Origin of the sequence: Cognatazoarcus halotolerans (genome assembly GCF_009800965.1) — a bacterium.
Lineage (GTDB): Bacteria > Pseudomonadota > Gammaproteobacteria > Burkholderiales > Rhodocyclaceae > Cognatazoarcus > Cognatazoarcus halotolerans.
This window is the reverse complement of sequence record NZ_WUAF01000001.1, coordinates 314,444-330,630: the sequence shown is the minus strand read 5'-3', so window position 1 is coordinate 330,630 and position 16,187 is coordinate 314,444. Positions and strand designations below refer to the sequence as shown.

The 16,187-nt window shown below is 63.6% G+C and carries 15 protein-coding genes; 4 read left to right on the top strand and 11 right to left on the bottom strand.

Annotation, left to right across the window (positions count from 1 at the left end):
• Positions 1-21: 21 nt before the first annotated feature.
• The 6 genes from GQB03_RS01560 to GQB03_RS01535 form a co-directional block, all read right to left on the bottom strand.
• Positions 22-1,395 carry a malonyl-CoA decarboxylase domain-containing protein gene (locus GQB03_RS01560; RefSeq protein ID WP_200832064.1) on the bottom strand — a complete coding sequence of 458 codons (1,374 nt, stop codon included), beginning with the start codon at positions 1,393-1,395 and terminating at the stop codon, positions 22-24.
• Positions 1,396-1,656: 261 nt separating this feature from the next.
• Complete coding sequence (gene lgt, locus GQB03_RS01555) at positions 1,657-2,472, bottom strand: prolipoprotein diacylglyceryl transferase (RefSeq protein WP_159683234.1); 816 nt, start codon at positions 2,470-2,472, stop codon at positions 1,657-1,659.
• Positions 2,473-2,511: 39 nt separating this feature from the next.
• On the bottom strand, positions 2,512-3,204 hold the full coding sequence (locus GQB03_RS01550; RefSeq protein ID WP_159683232.1) for a YceH family protein: 693 nt from the start codon (positions 3,202-3,204) through the stop codon (positions 2,512-2,514).
• A 122-nt stretch (positions 3,205-3,326) separates the two neighbouring features.
• Positions 3,327-3,911: a DUF3501 family protein gene (locus GQB03_RS01545; RefSeq protein ID WP_200832063.1), complete on the bottom strand. Its 585-nt coding sequence runs from the start codon at positions 3,909-3,911 to the stop codon at positions 3,327-3,329.
• Positions 3,912-3,929: 18 nt separating this feature from the next.
• A complete protein-coding gene (locus GQB03_RS01540; protein ID WP_159683227.1) occupies positions 3,930-5,276 on the bottom strand; it encodes a heterodisulfide reductase-related iron-sulfur binding cluster in 1,347 nt (448 codons plus the stop codon).
• 92 nt (positions 5,277-5,368) lie between these two features.
• Positions 5,369-5,794 carry a rubrerythrin family protein gene (locus GQB03_RS01535; RefSeq protein ID WP_159683224.1) on the bottom strand — a complete coding sequence of 142 codons (426 nt, stop codon included), beginning with the start codon at positions 5,792-5,794 and terminating at the stop codon, positions 5,369-5,371.
• Positions 5,795-6,012: 218 nt separating this feature from the next.
• Here GQB03_RS01535 and ilvD point away from each other — a divergent pair, with 218 nt between their 5' ends.
• Positions 6,013-7,863, top strand: a complete 1,851-nt coding sequence (gene ilvD, locus GQB03_RS01530) for a dihydroxy-acid dehydratase (protein ID WP_159683221.1) — start codon at positions 6,013-6,015, stop codon at positions 7,861-7,863.
• 132 nt (positions 7,864-7,995) lie between these two features.
• On the opposite strand, the gene GQB03_RS01525 is transcribed toward ilvD, so the two are convergent.
• Entirely contained in the window at positions 7,996-8,634 is a 639-nt protein-coding gene (locus tag GQB03_RS01525) for a phosphoribosyltransferase family protein (RefSeq protein WP_235026895.1), read from the bottom strand.
• Between the two features lie 65 nt (positions 8,635-8,699).
• On the opposite strand from GQB03_RS01525, the gene GQB03_RS01520 reads away from it, so the two are divergent.
• The gene (locus GQB03_RS01520; RefSeq protein ID WP_159683219.1) at positions 8,700-9,200 is read left to right on the top strand and encodes a YbaK/EbsC family protein; all 501 of its coding nucleotides are present in this window, start codon (positions 8,700-8,702) and stop codon (positions 9,198-9,200) included.
• Here the strand turns inward: GQB03_RS01520 and GQB03_RS01515 are convergent.
• The 4 genes from GQB03_RS01515 to GQB03_RS01500 form a co-directional block, all read right to left on the bottom strand.
• Positions 9,197-11,221: a M1 family metallopeptidase gene (locus GQB03_RS01515; protein ID WP_159683217.1), complete on the bottom strand. Its 2,025-nt coding sequence runs from the start codon at positions 11,219-11,221 to the stop codon at positions 9,197-9,199. The genes GQB03_RS01520 and GQB03_RS01515 overlap by 4 nt on opposite strands.
• Positions 11,218-12,132, bottom strand: coding sequence for a ChaN family lipoprotein (locus GQB03_RS01510; protein ID WP_159683215.1), 915 nt, complete (start codon positions 12,130-12,132; stop codon positions 11,218-11,220). The genes GQB03_RS01515 and GQB03_RS01510 overlap by 4 nt, the downstream gene beginning before the upstream one ends.
• 81 nt (positions 12,133-12,213) lie before the next feature.
• The gene (locus GQB03_RS01505; protein ID WP_159683213.1) at positions 12,214-13,026 is read right to left on the bottom strand and encodes an HDOD domain-containing protein; all 813 of its coding nucleotides are present in this window, start codon (positions 13,024-13,026) and stop codon (positions 12,214-12,216) included.
• Between the two features lie 49 nt (positions 13,027-13,075).
• Positions 13,076-13,711, bottom strand: coding sequence for a glutathione S-transferase family protein (locus tag GQB03_RS01500; protein WP_159683211.1), 636 nt, complete (start codon positions 13,709-13,711; stop codon positions 13,076-13,078).
• A 71-nt stretch (positions 13,712-13,782) separates the two neighbouring features.
• Here GQB03_RS01500 and rhtB point away from each other — a divergent pair, with 71 nt between their 5' ends.
• Both rhtB and GQB03_RS01490 read left to right on the top strand, forming a co-directional pair.
• The gene (gene rhtB / locus GQB03_RS01495) at positions 13,783-14,400 is read left to right on the top strand and encodes a homoserine/homoserine lactone efflux protein (RefSeq protein ID WP_159683209.1); all 618 of its coding nucleotides are present in this window, start codon (positions 13,783-13,785) and stop codon (positions 14,398-14,400) included.
• Between the two features lie 587 nt (positions 14,401-14,987).
• Complete coding sequence (locus tag GQB03_RS01490) at positions 14,988-16,112, top strand: hypothetical protein (protein ID WP_159683207.1); 1,125 nt, start codon at positions 14,988-14,990, stop codon at positions 16,110-16,112.
• Positions 16,113-16,187: the final 75 nt, after the last annotated feature.

Below are 16,187 nucleotides of genomic sequence, written 5' to 3'. Positions count from 1 at the left end.
GGCAGCATCCAGGTTCCCGGATCATCGCCGCACCTGCCTGCGAATGGCACTCGAGGCCGCGACCCGCTGCTCGCGTGCGAAGGTTTCCACATTCCGTTCGATCGCGTCCGGGTCATAAAGGTAATTGACCATCAGCCCCCATGACTGGGCGAGCCCTTTCGCCGAGGTGTCGCCGAGCCAGTTGAGTCTCTCGACGCGTGCGCCGTTGCCGAGATGAAAGCGTGCGACAGGATCGTAGGGCTTGCCTTTCTGCCGGGCCTCGAGCAGATAGCCGGCCGCAATGCGGGTCAGCGGACCCTTGAGTGCGTCTGCCAGTGCAGCATGCTCGACCCACTCCGGCTGGCCCGCGAGCACCGCGTTGATTTCGGGAGCATCGAGGCCCTTGATTTCGAGGGTGCCGAGCTTTTTCAAGTCGCCCGGCAGGAAGGCTTCGGCCACGGCCTGCGGGTTTTTCACTGCCCACTCCCGCAACAGCGGAATCGGGGAGAGCGTCGCGAAATTGTGCAGCTTCGGAAAGTCGCGCTGGAGGTCCTCGATGACGCGTTTCAGGAGGAAGTTGCCGAAACTGACCCCGCGAAGGCCGACCTGGGTGTTGCTGATCGAATAGAAAATGGCGCTGTCGGCCTTGCCGGCATCGAATACCGGGGCGTTCTCGTCGAGCAGGCTCTGGACATTGTCCGCGAGCCTGTCGGTGAGCGCGACCTCGACGAATATCAGGGGTTCGGCGGGCATGCGTGGATGGAAGAACGCGTAACAGCGGCGGTCGGAGTCGAGGCGGTTCTTTAGGTCCTGCCACGAGCGGATCTCGTGAACCGCTTCATATTCGACCAGTTTCTCGAGCAGCGCGGCGGGCGAATTCCAGGTTATTCGCTGCAGTTCGAGAAAACCGACGTCGAACCAGGCAGAGAGCCGGTTCTCGAGTTCCCGGTCGAGAGCCTGAAGTTCATTGTCTTGCTTGAGGAAGCGGAGCAGGTCGACGCGCATGTCCACAAGGAACTTGACCCCCTGGGGGATCGCATTGAACTGCGTGAGAATGCGGATGCGCCGCGATCGCATTGCCATTCTGAGGCCCGCCTCGGCATCCCACTGCTTCGCGGTGCCGACCGCGGCCTGATAGCTCTCGTGAGCCTTGGCGACCTGTTTCGGATTGGGGCCGAACTCGAGCGCGATGAGTTTGAGAAAGGCGTGCCGTCCTTCGTCATCCAGCTGAAGATATGTGTGGGCGAGGCGGGCTGCTCTCTGCCGCGCCGAAACCTCGCCACCCAGTCCTTCCACGCATTCGGTCAACTGGGTCCGGATCTTGTCGAGCAGACGCGGGGACAGATCGACATCGTCCTTGCCGGAAACGATCCGGCGGACGGTCGACAACCCTCTACTGACAAGATTGTTTACCACCAATGCGACCCCCTCCCGTTTTTCGCTCCATTGCCGCCGCCCGCAGCTCCAGGCGCTTTCCGTTTCCGCAGATGTCGCGAGTCTCGTCCATCGCAGGTTTTCCAGGATGCCCTGCGCGCAATGCCTTTTCCCCGAATCTCTCTTGTCATCATCAAACAAACCGCTTGATCATGCCGACAGCAGCATTGCTGAACTAATGACGGACAGAAATTCCGGAAATTGAGGGATGTTGCCAAAACAAATGCCACAAGCGTGAATTTGTCACGATTTTGATGGCGGCGAAACCGTCGCGGACCCCCTGTCGGCAGTAACCAGAATCACGATCCCGGCCAGGATCATCGGCACGCAAAGCCATTGCGCGGTGGATAGCTGGAAACCCAGATCGGAAAATATTCCCGGGTCCGGGGTGCGGAAGAATTCCATGGCGAAGCGCAACGAACCGTATCCGATCAGGAATACCGCCGAGACTGCCCGCACCGGGCGTGGGCTCGCCGAATAGAGCCAGAGTATGACGAAGAGCAGCATTCCTTCGCCCAGCGCCTGGTAGATCTGCGAGGGATGCCGTGGCAGTTGATCGACGTAGGGAAAGACCATGGACCATGGCAGGTCCGGGGAGGCCGGGCGTCCCCAGAGTTCACCGTTGATGAAGTTGCCGATCCTTCCTGCAGCGAGTCCGGTTGGCACCAGAGGGGCGATGAAGTCGGTTACCTGCCAGAAGCTCCGCTTGGTCTTGCGAGCAAATAGCCACATCGCGACCAGAACGCCGAGAAAGCCACCATGAAAGCTCATGCCGCCTTTCCAGACCGCAACGATCTCGAGTGGATGGCTGAAATAGTATCCGGGCTGATAGAACAGTACTTCGCCCAGGCGGCCCCCGATGACGACACCAAGCACACCGTAAAACAGCATGTCGTCGATCTGCTGGGCGTCCCAGCCAAGTTCGGGGCGACGTGCCGCATGGCGTCGCCCGAGCAATACGAAGAGCAGGAAAGCCACGAGGTACATGAGGCCGTACCAGCGAACTGAAAGCGGGCCGAGACTGAAGGCGATCGGGTCGAACTGGGGGTGAATCAGCATGGATGTTTCCGGTGGGGAGCGCGTCGCCGAAGCGTTGCGCTATTCAAACTGTTTGCGGAACTGCTCGAACTCGGCGGTGAGCCATTCGACCTGCTGGCGCAGACGCCTCACTTCCTCCTCGAGTTCCCCGAGGCGGCTGCCGCGAGGTGCCGCGCTTTCCGCTGTCGCATAACCGTCGGCGTACTGCTGCAACACTTCCGCACCTGACATCAGGTGTGCATGACGGGTTTCTTTCGTGCCTGGTGCGCGTGGCAGGGCGGTTGCCATCGGCGGGTACTTTTCCGACAGGTGAAGCAGTACCGCCTCCACCTCGGCGAGGTCCGCGAAGTGGTGCATGCGTTCGCCCCGAGAGCGGATCTCGCCGGGCGTCTGTGGCCCCCGAAGCATCAGCAGCGCCAGGACCACCTGCTCCGCGGGTGGCAGCGAGTGGCGCAAGCGGATCTGATGTTCATACTTCAGCACCCGGGCGCCGGCCTGGTGACGGATGCTGATGAGGCGTCGCTCGATCAGTCGGTCCACTGCGTCCTGCACGGTCGATTCCGCAAGCTCCATGACCGGTTCCCGCCCCGTGAGCTGATTGCAACCGGTAACGATTGCGTTGATCGACAAGGGGTAGCTGTCCGGAGTGACGAACGATTTTTCGATCAGTACCGAGAGCACCCTGACCTCGATCGCATCCAGGTCGAAACCTTCGCTGCTCGCGTTTCCGGATTCCTGCGGATTCTGATCCATGGTCGGCTGCCTTCGCGGTTGGGTGCCGCAATGATAGCCGACGTACCGATTATCGGCCGTCCGGATTCAGGGGCGAGGAAGCTCTGCCGCCTGGGTGCCGCGGCCGTTCCGGTCCCGGGGGGTCATGCAAGGTCGGTGACAAGCGACGCCTGTGTCTCGGGCGCGATTTCGTCGATCTCGACGTGGTAGGCAACATGGTCGATGCCCATGCCGAGTGCAGCACCGGCCTTCAGCGCGGCGCGCATTTCTGCAGTCAGCTCGAAGCGTAGAAAGTGAACCGACGAGGTCTTCTCCTCGTTCTCGCGTTGAAGGTCCTCGTCGGCGATCGCAAAGCTCTTCTCGAAGCCGTCTGCCCGAACCCATGTCTGTCTTTCGATGCCCTTGAATTCGCGCAAGCGCGCGGCCCTTTCCTGTGGGTCGGGGTACTCGATTAGCATCGTCGCCTTCAGATTGCTGCCGTCCGGAATCAGTGGATTGTAGGCGTCGAGTTCGTCCTGGATGCCCGCCGACTCGAAGGTGCGTTCGATGCGCAGCATTTCCTGGATCTGATAGCGGACCGTCTTTTCGTCCTCGAACAGCAGGGTCACGCTGGTGCCGAGGTGCACCGTGCGCAGGCGCTTGTGCGCGATCATCTCCGCCCGGAACTGGCTACGCCGGCTCGCATATTCCTCCAGGGACCAAAGATCGCTGCGTGTCAGTTGTGACATGGCGTTGCCGCCCTCCATTCAGATGCCGTAAGCCCGTCGTACGAGACTGATCGGATGCACCAACTCCGGGTTCTTGCCTTGTTGTTCGGCGATGCCCTGGGCGAGATGATGGCCGCCGAGCGGGCAATCGGAACTGATGATGTCCGGTTCTGCCCCCGCCATCTGGCGGAATACCGGTTTGCCGATCTTCATCGCCATGGCATGAAATTCCTTCTTCACCCCGAATGTACCGGCGTGGCCGGAGCAGCGTTCGGTGGTCGCGATCTGACTGTCCGGAATCTTCTTGAGAAATTCCTCCGTCTTGCGACCGATGTTCTGCACCCGTCCGTGACAAGGGACGTGATAGGCAACCTTGCCGAGGCCTCGCTTGAAATCGGTGTTGAGCAAACCATCCTTGCCACGCGCGACGAGGTATTCGAACGGCTCCCACATCGCGTCACGCACGGCAAGCACATCCGCATCGTCGGGGAACATCAGTGGCAGCTCCTGCTTGAACATCAGCGTGCACGAGGGTACGCCGGTGAGGATCGCGTAGCCAGCGCGTGCCAGTTCGACCAGGTGCGGGATGTTGATGTTCTTGAGCGTCTCGACGCCGTCCAGATCCCCCTGTTCGAGTTTGGGCATGCCGCAGCATGCTTCCTTCTTCAACAGGACCCAGGGGATTCGGTTGTGATCGAGGATGGCGACAAGATCGTGCCCGATCCCGGGTTCGTTGTAATTGATGAAGCAGGTCGAGAACAGTGCAACCTTGCCGGGTGTGCGCTCACCGTCGCGTACTTCGGTCGATGTTGCCTTCCCGGCGGCTGAGCGGAACTTCGTCGTCGCAAACTCGGGAAGCCAGGCCTTGGCATCCACGCCCAGCGTCGCCTCCAGGGCCTTTCGCATCGAAGGAAGTTTGTTCACCGAGTTTACGACCTGGGTGACCACGGGTATGCCGGCGAAGAGGCCGGTCTTGTCTGTCGACGAAAGGATGGTGTCACGCAGTCTGGGTCCGTTCTTCTTTCGCTCGACGGCCTTGGCGCGCAGCATCAGGTGAGGGAAGTCCAGATTCCATTCATGAGGGGGCACGTAAGGGCACTTGGACATGTAGCACATGTCGCACAGATAGCATTGATCGACGACGTCCTTGAAGCGCTCCTTTGGCACGCCATCGAGTTCGCCGGTCGGGCCGTCGTCCACCAGGTCGAACAGCGTTGGAAATGCGCCGCACAGGCTGACGCAGCGACGACAGCCATGGCAAATGTCGAACGTGCGTTCCATTTCGGCGTGGAGCTTCGCCTCGTCCCAGAACGCCGCGCTCTTCCAGTCAAGCGGATGCCGGGTCGGCGCCTCCAGGCTTCCCTCGCGAACGGTACCGCTGGCCATCATCACACCTCATCTTCTTGAAGGATTTCTCGAGTGGGCGGGGGCGGTCGTACGAGGCCGCCGGACAGCCGGGTCCGGCGGCCACGAGATCTTCAGGCGTCGGCCTTCACCTCGTCGAGCGTGCGCTGGAACTTGTTCGCATGGCTTCGTTCTGCCTTGGCGAGGGTCTCGAACCAGTCGGCAATCTCGTCGAAGCCTTCCTCGCGGGCGGACTTGGCCATGCCCGGGTACATGTCGGTGTATTCGTGGGTCTCTCCCGCGATCGCGGCGGCCAGATTGTCCGCGGTTGCGCCGATCGGCAGGCCGGTAGCGGGATCGCCGCATGCCTCGAGATATTCGAGGTGCCCGTGAGCGTGGCCGGTTTCGCCTTCTGCCGTTGAACGGAAGACCGCAGCGACATCGTTGAAGCCTTCAACATCCGCCTTGGCTGCAAAGTACAGGTAGCGGCGATTCGCCTGCGATTCGCCCGCGAACGCGGCTTTCAGATTCTCTTCGGTCTTGCTTCCCTTGAGTTGCATGATCTTCCTCCTCGGTGGACAGATACGAGCACGCCTGCCAGACCCAGCCGGCTGGTCCTTTAACCTAGTTCGGGGACAAGTCGCAATGAAATTGGGATTGCCAATGATCCCGATAGCACTCGGCTATCGGTCCGGGCGCCGCTGTCCGCAAATCGATTTGAAGCGCTAAACTACAGGGCTACCCCAGTCCCCAAGTTTTTGTGCAAGTGGAGATCAGCATGCCGCAATATCGTTCCCGAACTTCCACCGCCGGCCGCAACATGGCAGGCGCCCGTGCGCTGTGGCGCGCTACCGGTATGAAGGACGGGGATTTCGAGAAGCCGATCATTGCGGTTGTAAACAGTTTCACGCAGTTCGTCCCGGGTCATGTCCACCTCAAGGATCTTGGCCAGCTGGTTGCCCGCGAGATCGAAGCGGCGGGCGGCGTTGCAAAGGAATTCAACACCATCGCGGTGGATGACGGCATTGCCATGGGTCACGGTGGCATGCTTTATTCGTTGCCGTCCCGCGAGCTGATCGCCGACAGCGTCGAGTACATGGTCAACGCGCACTGCGCGGATGCCATGGTGTGTATCTCGAACTGCGACAAGATCACCCCGGGCATGCTGATGGCCGCGATGCGGCTCAACATCCCGGCGATCTTCGTCTCGGGCGGCCCCATGGAAGCGGGCAAGGTGAAGTGGGAAAACAAGGTCATCGCACTCGATCTGGTCGACGCAATGGTCAAGGCTGCCGACAGCGCCTGCTCCGACGAAGAAGTGGCCGCCGTCGAGCGCTCCGCGTGCCCGACCTGCGGGTCCTGCTCCGGCATGTTTACCGCAAACTCGATGAACTGCCTGACTGAGGCGCTCGGCCTGTCGCTGCCGGGCAACGGCACCATCGTCGCTACCCACGCGGACCGCAAGAAGCTCTTTCTGCAGGCGGGGCGCACCATTGTCGAGCTTGCGCGCCGCTATTACGAGAAGGAGGATACTTCGGTGCTGCCACGCTCGATCGGCAGTTTCAAGGCCTTCGAGAACGCGATCAGCCTCGATGTGGCGATGGGCGGATCGACCAATACCGTGTTGCATTTGCTGGCGGCGGCCAGCGAGGCCGGCGTGGGGTTCACGATGCAGGACATCGACCACATCTCACGCAAGGTGCCTTGCCTGTGCAAGGTTGCGCCGGCGGTGTCCGATGTGCATATCGAGGACGTGCATCGCGCCGGCGGCATCATGGGCATCCTCGGCGAACTCGATCGCGGCGGCTTGCTGCACACCGACCTGCCCACCGTGCATGCAAAGACAATGGGCGAGGCACTGGCCCGCTGGGATGTCATGCAGGCACACGACACCAGCGTGTTCGAGCTTTACAAGGCCGCGCCGGGTGGGGTTCCGACACAGGTCGCATTCAGCCAGGATCGGCGCTGGAACGAACTCGACATGGATCGTTCGCGCGGCGTGATCCGTGACCGCTCGAACGCGTTCAGCCAGGATGGGGGGCTCGCGGTGCTCTACGGCAACATTGCCGAGAAGGGATGCATCGTCAAGACGGCGGGCGTGGACGAATCAATCTGGACGTTCAGTGGGCGGGCGCGGGTGTTCGAGAGCCAGGAGGCCGCGGTCGAGGGCATCCTGGCCGACAAGATCGTAGCCGGCGACGTGGTGGTGATCCGCTACGAAGGGCCCAAGGGTGGGCCGGGCATGCAGGAGATGCTCTATCCGACCAGCTACCTTAAGTCCAAGGGGCTGGGCAAGGCCTGTGCGCTGTTGACCGATGGACGTTTTTCCGGCGGCACGTCCGGTTTGTCGATCGGTCATGCGTCGCCCGAAGCGGCATGCGGCGGGGCGATCGCGCTGGTCGAGGAAGGTGACACGATCGAGATCGACATTCCGAACCGGACCATCGGGCTTGCCGTGAGCGACCAGGAGCTTGAGCGCCGCCGCGCCGCGATGGACGCCAGGGGTGCAGCAGCCTGGAAGCCGGTCAATCGGGAGCGTCACGTCTCGGCGGCGCTGCAGGCCTATGCCGCGCTGACGACGTCGGCCGATACCGGCGCGGTGCGGGATGTGAGTCAGATCCAGCGCTGAATGCCGGAAGCGCCTTGACAAGGCCGCCGTATGGCGGCTTTGTCGTTCACCGGGAGGCTGCCCGCGACGCAGCACGGGCAATGGCTGCCGGGCTGCGCCCGTCGCGTCCGTTGTGCCCCGAGAAATGCCTGCTCAGTCGGCCATGATCGCGTGACCGTTTTCGATCGCGGTCACACGCGCGAGAGCGATGACCGGTACACCCATCGACTCCAGTTCGGCACGTCCGTGCTTGAATGCCTTTTCCATGATGAAGGCTGCGGCAAGCACCTCGGCGCCGGCCTCGCGGACCATCTCGATCAGTGCTGCGCCGGTTCGACCGTTGGAGAGGATGTCGTCCACCAGCACCACGCGCGCACCTTGCCACAGATACTTCTGGCCGATCACCAGCCGGGTTTCGCCACCCTTGGTGGGAGAGGGGACAATGCGCGAGTAGGCGGGTGGCTCGATCTGCGGCGCATACTTCTTTGCATAGACCATGGGCACGTCGAGCGCGATCGAGACCACCAGGCCCGGGGCGATGCCGCTGGCTTCGGCGGTGAGCACGATGTCGGGCGCGAAGCCGCGCACGCGTGCCCCGATTTCCTGCCCCATGGCGGTCATGAAGGCCGGTTCGATGCGGTGATTCAGGAAATGATCGATCTTGATGATCTCGTTCGCGGCAATCGTTGCCTCGTCGCGGATTCGCTCGACCAGGGGCCGGAAGGGCGCATTCAGCGCCGCACAGGAGAGAGTCATGGTGTAGGTCTTGCGGACAAAGCCGGATCTTAACATTCGCACTCGAAAACCTTCGACGGTGGCGCTAAGATTCGCCACTTCGTTCCGTCAGAAAATACCGCATGAACTCCCCCGTGCCAGCCCAGCCCATTTCATCGGTTCAACGTGTGGAGCAGGCGCTTGCCGCCCTCGGGATCGAGACCAGCATCATCGAGTTTGCGGCGAGCACCCGCACTGCGGTCGATGCGGCTCGCGAGATCGGTTGCGACGTTGCCCAGATCGCGAAATCGATCGTCCTGCGGGGGCTGCAGGACGATACCTGCGTACTCGTCATCGCCAGCGGCGCGAGCCGTGTGGATGAACACAAGGTGGCGACCCTCGTCGGCCAGCCGGTTGCCAAGGCGGATGCGACGTTCGTGCGCGCACGCACCGGTTTTGCCATCGGCGGTGTGGCTCCGGTGGGGCATCTCGGCGCAGTGACGGTGCTGGTCGATGAGGGCTTGTGGTCGCTCGATCCGATCTGGGCCGCGGCAGGCGCGCCGAACGCGGTTTTCTGTCTGTCAGCCGATGATCTGCATCGCATTCCCGAGATTCGGGTGGGCGATGTGGCGCGGCAAACCTAGTTTTCCGGCAGCACCGCGATCGATTGTGGCCTGACCGGCCAGACGCCCTTCCTGCGCACCCTGCCGTCGTCGATGGCGAGCCAGCTCTGTCCGCCATAGTGCGGCAATGGGCGCGTTGCGGCGTCGAGCGCAGTGGCATCCCGTGCGGAGATGATCGCGAGCGGCTGCCCGTTCTCGCGTCGCAGTGTCCACATCGCGACATCCGCCGCTGCGGTTTCCGTTGGCCGGGTGGCCAGGGCGTGGCGGGCGAGCCAGTCATCGATCATCGCGTCGGGGCCGATGAGCAACAGCGCTTGGTTGCCGGTCGCCGCCGGGGGTGGAGTGCCGGCGGTCGGGTGGTCGAGAAGGCGGCCAGCCAGCTGCCGGGCGACGCTGCCGAAGGGCGCGTCTCCCAGAATGAGCAGGCCGGCCTTCGGGTCGAAGGTGACGTCGCGCAGGATGGGCGGGGCTTCGCCCGGCCCCAGCCGGCGCAGCAGGCGGGCATCCGGGTCAAGCTCCACGCGTATCGCATCGGCGGCGACTTCGAGGCCGAAGACCTGCGTCGGCCGGTCCATGCGTACGCGCAGGTCGTTCGAGCTGCCCGGCCCGACAACCCGTAGCGGTATGTCCAGCTGGTACGCGGGAGCACGCTGGTCCAGCCGCAAGCGAAGCTCGCTGCCGTGTCTGCTGGCCGAAGTCATCGTGATGCTCGGCAAGGAAGAGCGCGTGGTCCATTGCGTGAAGAAGGTTTGAAGGTCGTCACCGCTGGCCTGCTCGAATGCGTGTTGCAGGTCACGCCAGGAGGCTGTCCTGAATCGCCAGTCTTGCCAGAACGTACGCAGGCCGTGCTCGAAGGACGCGGCACCGATGCGGTCACGCAGCATCACGAAGAGCATGGCGGCCTTGCCGTATCCGATCGCCTGCGAGGCACCGTGGTGGCGCGACGTGAAGGCGCGTAGTGACGTGGTGCTGCCTGGCGGAACCGCGGCGAGGTCGCGCAGCCAGCTCGCACGCATTTCGGCCGCCTTGTCGCTGCCAGCTTCTTCGGCGTAGGCGTAATCGGCCATGAAGGTGGTCAGGCCTTCGCTCCAGTTGCCGGTCGGGTAATCGGGATAGACACCGTTTCCCCACCAGTTGTGGAGTACCTCGTGGCCGAGCGAGGTGTGCCGGATGAAGGGTAGCCGCAGCACGGATTCGCCGAGGTACGTGAGGGTCGGCATGCCGAAGCCGGTTGGCGTTGGACTTGAGACGACGCTGAATCCACCGAAGGGATAGGGACCGATGGCCGATTCGTAGCGGGCGATATAGCCGGCAACCGAATCGAGATAGCCATCGGCGAGCGGGCCTAGCGAGGGGGCGAACACGGTGCGCAGCCGCAGCGGGCGGCCGTCGATGCTGCGGATCAGTCTTTCGTCGATGCGGTACGGGCCTGCCATCAGGTCGATGCCCTCTCCGGGCCAGGGGAACTCGAAATGCGCCGTGTAGCCGTTGTCGTCATGCCGCTCGTCCGTCAGGTTGCCAGGGACAAGACCCTTCTGGCCGCGCGGCAGTGTGAGCGTCAGGGACCAGCTGTGGAGCTGGGGATTTCCTGCCTTGAACGGGTGGGGGTACCACAGCGCCGCAGCTGGCAGGAAACTGCCTTCGGGTGATGCCACGGCTACCGCGGGGCCGAGCGTGTCGCGATGTTGCTGGCTGGTATCAAGCAGCGCCAGCGTACCACTCCAGCGCAGGGTGACCTGCCGCCCGCGTGGCCCTGCGGGGATCTGCCAGCGCTGCAGGCCCTGAGCCACACGGCGGGGCGCTCGCCGGTCCGATCCGTCCAAGGTCGCAGCGAGGCCCGCGGCGAGCACGATCTCGGTTTCGTCCGTGTCATTGATGGTCAATGTCGCCGAGCCGTTCAGTTTGCGCGACTGTGGGTCGAGGGCTACCGAGAGGTCGATGGCAACCGGGGCGACGGTTCCGGTGCCGGCCTGCACGAACTGGGAGACCGCCAGCAGCATGGCCAAGCCGATCCTTCGGGCGAGGCGGGATACCTGTTTCATTGACGTTTCGTGAGCGCGGTGTCGGGTCCGATCGCGAAGATGACGTCGGCTGCGTCGGCAACCAGTTCGTCGCAGTTGGTGTCCGTATTCCAGGGTAGAGCGGTAGCGAGCGAGTCGATGCCGAGGTCGCGCAGCTGATGTGGCACGCCGAAGCCGTGGATGATGTGGCCGCTCCCCATGATGCCCACGACGAGCGCTCCGTCGTGCGTTTTCGACGCCTGAGCGAGGCCTTCGGCCATGGCGCGGTCCCATACCTGCTGGGCTTGTACGAAACGTGTGCTGCGCAGTTCGTCCGGGCGCTTTCCCGTCGGATGCTCTGCCATCACGCCGGCGAGCCATTGCCGATAGGCCGGCGATGGCGGGGCCGGGTTGCCGACGCCTTCGCGCAGGGACTGCGGTGTCGATTCGAGACCGTCGCGGCTGACCGCGCGGATCAGGGCGGAGTCAACGTTGAGCGCACGCATCGCGACACGGTGCTCACGTGCGAAGCGGAAGATGCCCATGTACAGCGCCGGGTCGAATCGCCAGCCCTGGCGCCAGCCGGTCCTGTCCAGGAACTGAGCTTCGGTGAGCCTGCCGGCGACCCAGTCGTCCAGCGCCGGCTGCGTCTTGCGCGGGAACATTTCGAGGCCTATCACCATCTCCGGTCGGGCTGCGAACAAGCGCTTGAGCGTGTCGAGTTGCCAGTCGTGATGTGCCTGGTCGTCGTGTGATTCGCCGAGCAGCACGATACGGTGCGCGGCGAGCCTGTCGATCACCGCCGATTCTTCAAGCGTCTTTCCGTCGGGAGTGACCCAGCCTTGCTGGGGCAGGCAATGCGCCGCGGAACCGGACGGCGGGTTGAGGGACGCACCACCGCAGGATGTCAGGCCGGTCGATAGCAGGAGCAGAGCGATGACGAGTCGGTTCATGATCGCGAGCATTCATGCTGCTTGTTCGTGGTTCGGTGAGACGTCACGGGCGCGCCGGGGTTCCCGCGGTCCGGGGCCGCTTCAGCCCTGCGCTTCGCCCGCGCGGAGAAGCTCGTCGCAGTCGAGTTCGAGTTCATTCTCGAGCAGGGGGGACCACTGGGCGAACTCCGCTGCCGGCAGGTAGCCTGCAAGCTGCCGCCCGGCCGCGAGCAGTCCGGCCAGCAGCATGGGCTTTTCCGCGATTTGTCCCGTCGAGGGGGGCGAATGGTGAAGGGCAATCGCCTCAGCGACTTCGGGCGGCAGTTTCCAGCTACGCGCAATCATCGCGCCGATGTCGGCATGACTCACGTTGAGCAGAGCGTCGAGCCGGGTGCCAAGGGCGTCGATCGTGTTCGCTTCGCCCCGGCACAGTTGCGCGTGCTCCGGATGTTTCTGCAGCAGCAGCGCGATGCCGGCTTCGTGCAGCAGTCCTGCCAGAAATGCGAGATCGGCGAGCGCCCGTTTGCCCGAGCGCCTGGCCGCAGCCCAGGCCTGCGTCGCCACGACATGGCTTGCGCTCCAGATGGTTTCGAGTGCCCGGGCGTCGATATCGGTGACCTTGAGCCGGAGCGCCGTACTGGTGGCTACCGCCAACACCTTGGTCTTGCCAAGCAGAACGACTGCTTCGAGGATGGTTCGGCGGGGCCGGATCTGGCCGAATACCGGTGAAGCGGCGACCCTGAAGACCGCTCCCGTGATCGCCGGATCGAGCGCGACGACGCCGGCGATTTCGTCCAGGCCGCTGTCCTCGTCGGCAGAGATGCGCATGAGCTCAAGCAGATGGGCATCGGGTGCGGGCAGGGTAATGCCGCTCGCGAGAACTGAGTCGACCTGCTGTTGTTCGGCTGGAGTCATCCTGCTTTCCTGTGTCTGGATCGTGTCGGCTTGGCGATTCCGGATGGCATCAAGCTTCCTTGCTCTCGCGGGCCCTGGCGCGCTCGGCCGCAGGCCGATGCCAGTGCCTCTCAAGGTAGGCATCGAGGGCCGGTTGCCCGCCGTCGATGCGTGCCGAGCGGGCCCATGCAAGCGTGTGGGCGACCAGAATGTCGGCACCGCAGAAACCGCTCTCGAGCAGCGTGTCGCGGCCCTCCAGGTGGCCAGCAAGGCGGCGCATCGCACGCTGGAATTCCCATGCGGCGGTGGGCTCGATGTCGCCGCGACGCAGCTTCTCGGGCAGCGCAAAGCGGTGTTTGGCAATCGTCCATAACGGTTGTTCGAGCTCGGACATGACGAAGAAACTCCATTCGAAGTAAGCGGCGCGTTCGGCGCGATGTTGCCGTCCGGGCACGAGCCCGGACTTGGGAAAGCACTCGCCGAGATGGGTGATGATGGCCGCGGATTCGGTGAGGGTCAGCTCGCCGTCGCGCAGTGTGGGTACCTTGCCGCCGGGGTTCAGGTCGATCAAAGGGGGCTGGCGGCCTTCGCCCTTGAACAGATTGATTCGGACATAGTCGTATTTCGCGCCTGCTTCCTCGAGTGCCCAGGCTGCACGCAGGCTGCGTGTGTTGGGACAACCGTAAAGCGTGAATCGTGGCGACATGTTGAGTCTCGCAGAGTACTATCCGGTTTCGATTCTACGGTGCCGATGCACCGCGTACAGGGGTTTTTCCGATGTCTTTTGCAGGGTGGGTCGCATTTTTTCTGGCGAGCGTGGTGATCGCTGTTTCTCCGGGACCTGGGGCAGTCGTATGCATGAGCACCGGCCTTCGGCACGGCTACCGGGCAACGCTCAAGATGATTGCCGGGCTTGAGGCCGCCTTGCTGGTACAGCTTGCGATTGTCTTTGCCGGTCTGGGGGCTTTGCTGGCAGCCTCGACGACGGCCTTTTCCGTGATGAAATTTGCCGGAGCCGGCTACCTCGTCTGGCTTGGCGTACAGAAATGGCGTGCCCCTGTCGACGGCGGCGCTGAGCAGGCTGCCGACACGACACCCAGCCGTGGCCTCTTCCTGCAAGGGCTGCTGGTCAACCTCACCAATCCCAAGGCGATCGTTTTCATGGCCGCACTGGTACCCCAGTTCATCGATCCCCATGCCGCGCAGTGGGCGCAATTTGCCATCATGAGCGTTACGATGGTGGCGGTGGATACAGTCGTGATGTCGGGCTATTCATTGCTCGCGGCGCGATTTCGGCCGTTGTTGCACAACGCTGCGGCGTTGCGGACCCAGAATCGCATCTTCGGCGGGCTGTTTGTCGGTGCCGGAGCCTTCCTCGCGTCGGCGACCCGCTGAACGACCTGAGGGGTGGTTCGCCCGCCCGATCTGACTGGGGACAATGCGTGATTCCGAAGCACGGTGCCGACGCTTGATGTGCGTCGGCATGTGGCGCGCGGGATACGCACGGCGTCGCGAGCGGGCCTTTTTGGATTCCATGCCGATTGCCTGAAAGCGCTCTTGAAACGATCGATTCCTGATCGATCGGTGGCTTGTGGCGCCACCTTTGAGGGAAAAGCCCAGCGAATCCGGAACCGATTCCCCACTCCCGGGGCGAGAAGCGCCAGCAGAAACGGGGCGCCGTTGAGTCGTGTGGCTGGATCGAGGATGCGGATAAGAGGTAAGGTACGCTTATTGCTTCGGCGATACTCAGGATGCTGAGTGTCGGGCGACGTGCCTGTGCGACGCCGCTTCGAGTCCGGACATGGGGCCTGCCATGGCACGGGATCCCGGCTTGCAGCGGTTTCCGAAGCACGTCATGCGTTGTAGTGAAATAGATCGGATATGGAACATATTTTTCCCCCTTGCTCCCGTGGCGGAGCGGTAGCGGTCTTCCCGGGGCTGAATGGTTCGAGTGTTCGCGACGCCGCTCGAAGGAGTGCGCTGTGAGCGCCGAGCTTGCCCCGTTGCGCCTGCTCGTCACCTGGGATGGCCAGAAACCGCTGTCGGTCAGCATCGAGAACGACCGCCCGGTAACGGCAGACCGACTGGTCGGCCGCGCCGCCGACGAAGCCGTGAAGATTGCCCCCGTGATCTGCAATCTCGCCAAGCGTGCCCACGCCGCGGCTGCCAGCGCAGCGGTGGCGGCTGCGCGCACGGGCGAGGCTCATGTCACGAGTGTCGAGGAAGAACGCGCGGTGGCGGCGGAAGCCGCGCAGGAACACCTGTGGCGCCTGCTGCTGGACTGGCCCGTGATGTTCGAACGTCCGGTGCCGCGGGACCGCTTTGGGAACCTGCATCGTCGCCTGGCCCTGCTCAAGGATCAGCAGGATGCCTTCACGGTGGGTGGGGCGATTCTCGACATGGTGGCGCTCGAGCTCATGGCCGGCTTCTATCAGACGGTACGCGGACCGCGGAACCTGACCGAGTTCGTCGAGCGCTGTCGGCGCGGCGGCAGCGTCGGCGCGTCGCTGGCAAGCCTGATCGAGACCGGTTCGATACATTGCGAAGGGTATTGCGTGCCCCTCCTGCCGGTGAGTTCGGCCGCTGATTGGGCCGCGATGCTCAACGGCATGCCGGACGCAGTGTTTCGCCGGCATCCACAGTGGCGCGGACAGCCCATGGAGACTGGCGCACTTGCGACGCATCCGGGGCGTCCGCTGGTTGCGATGCTGCTTTCGCGCGGTCACCGGATCGCGGCCCGTCTGTTTGCACGCGTGATGGAGCTGTCCGACTGTGCGAGTCGCTTGCGGCATCCGCTTGCCCCGGACCTTCCTGCCCTGGTGGATGCCGCACCGCTCGGTCCCGGGATGGGGCTCGCGCGCGTCGAAACCGCGCGTGGCGTGCTGCTTCACGCGGTCCGGCTCGAAAACGAGAAGGTGGCTGATTACGCGATCGTCACCCCTGGACTCTGGAATTTCCATCCCGGTGGGGCGTTCGCCAGCGAGGCGATGTGCTGGCAACCCTCGTCCGATCGGGCGGCGACCCTTGCCCGCCTGCGCTGGCTGGCGCTCTCGCTCGATCCTGGCAAGGCCTTCGAAGTCGTGCTCGCGGAGGCCGCCGATGCGTGACCGGTACGTCGATACGGTGCGAGCCCACTCGGGCATCCCGCGCCGCCGGTTCGTGAACCGGCGGCGCGGGATGCG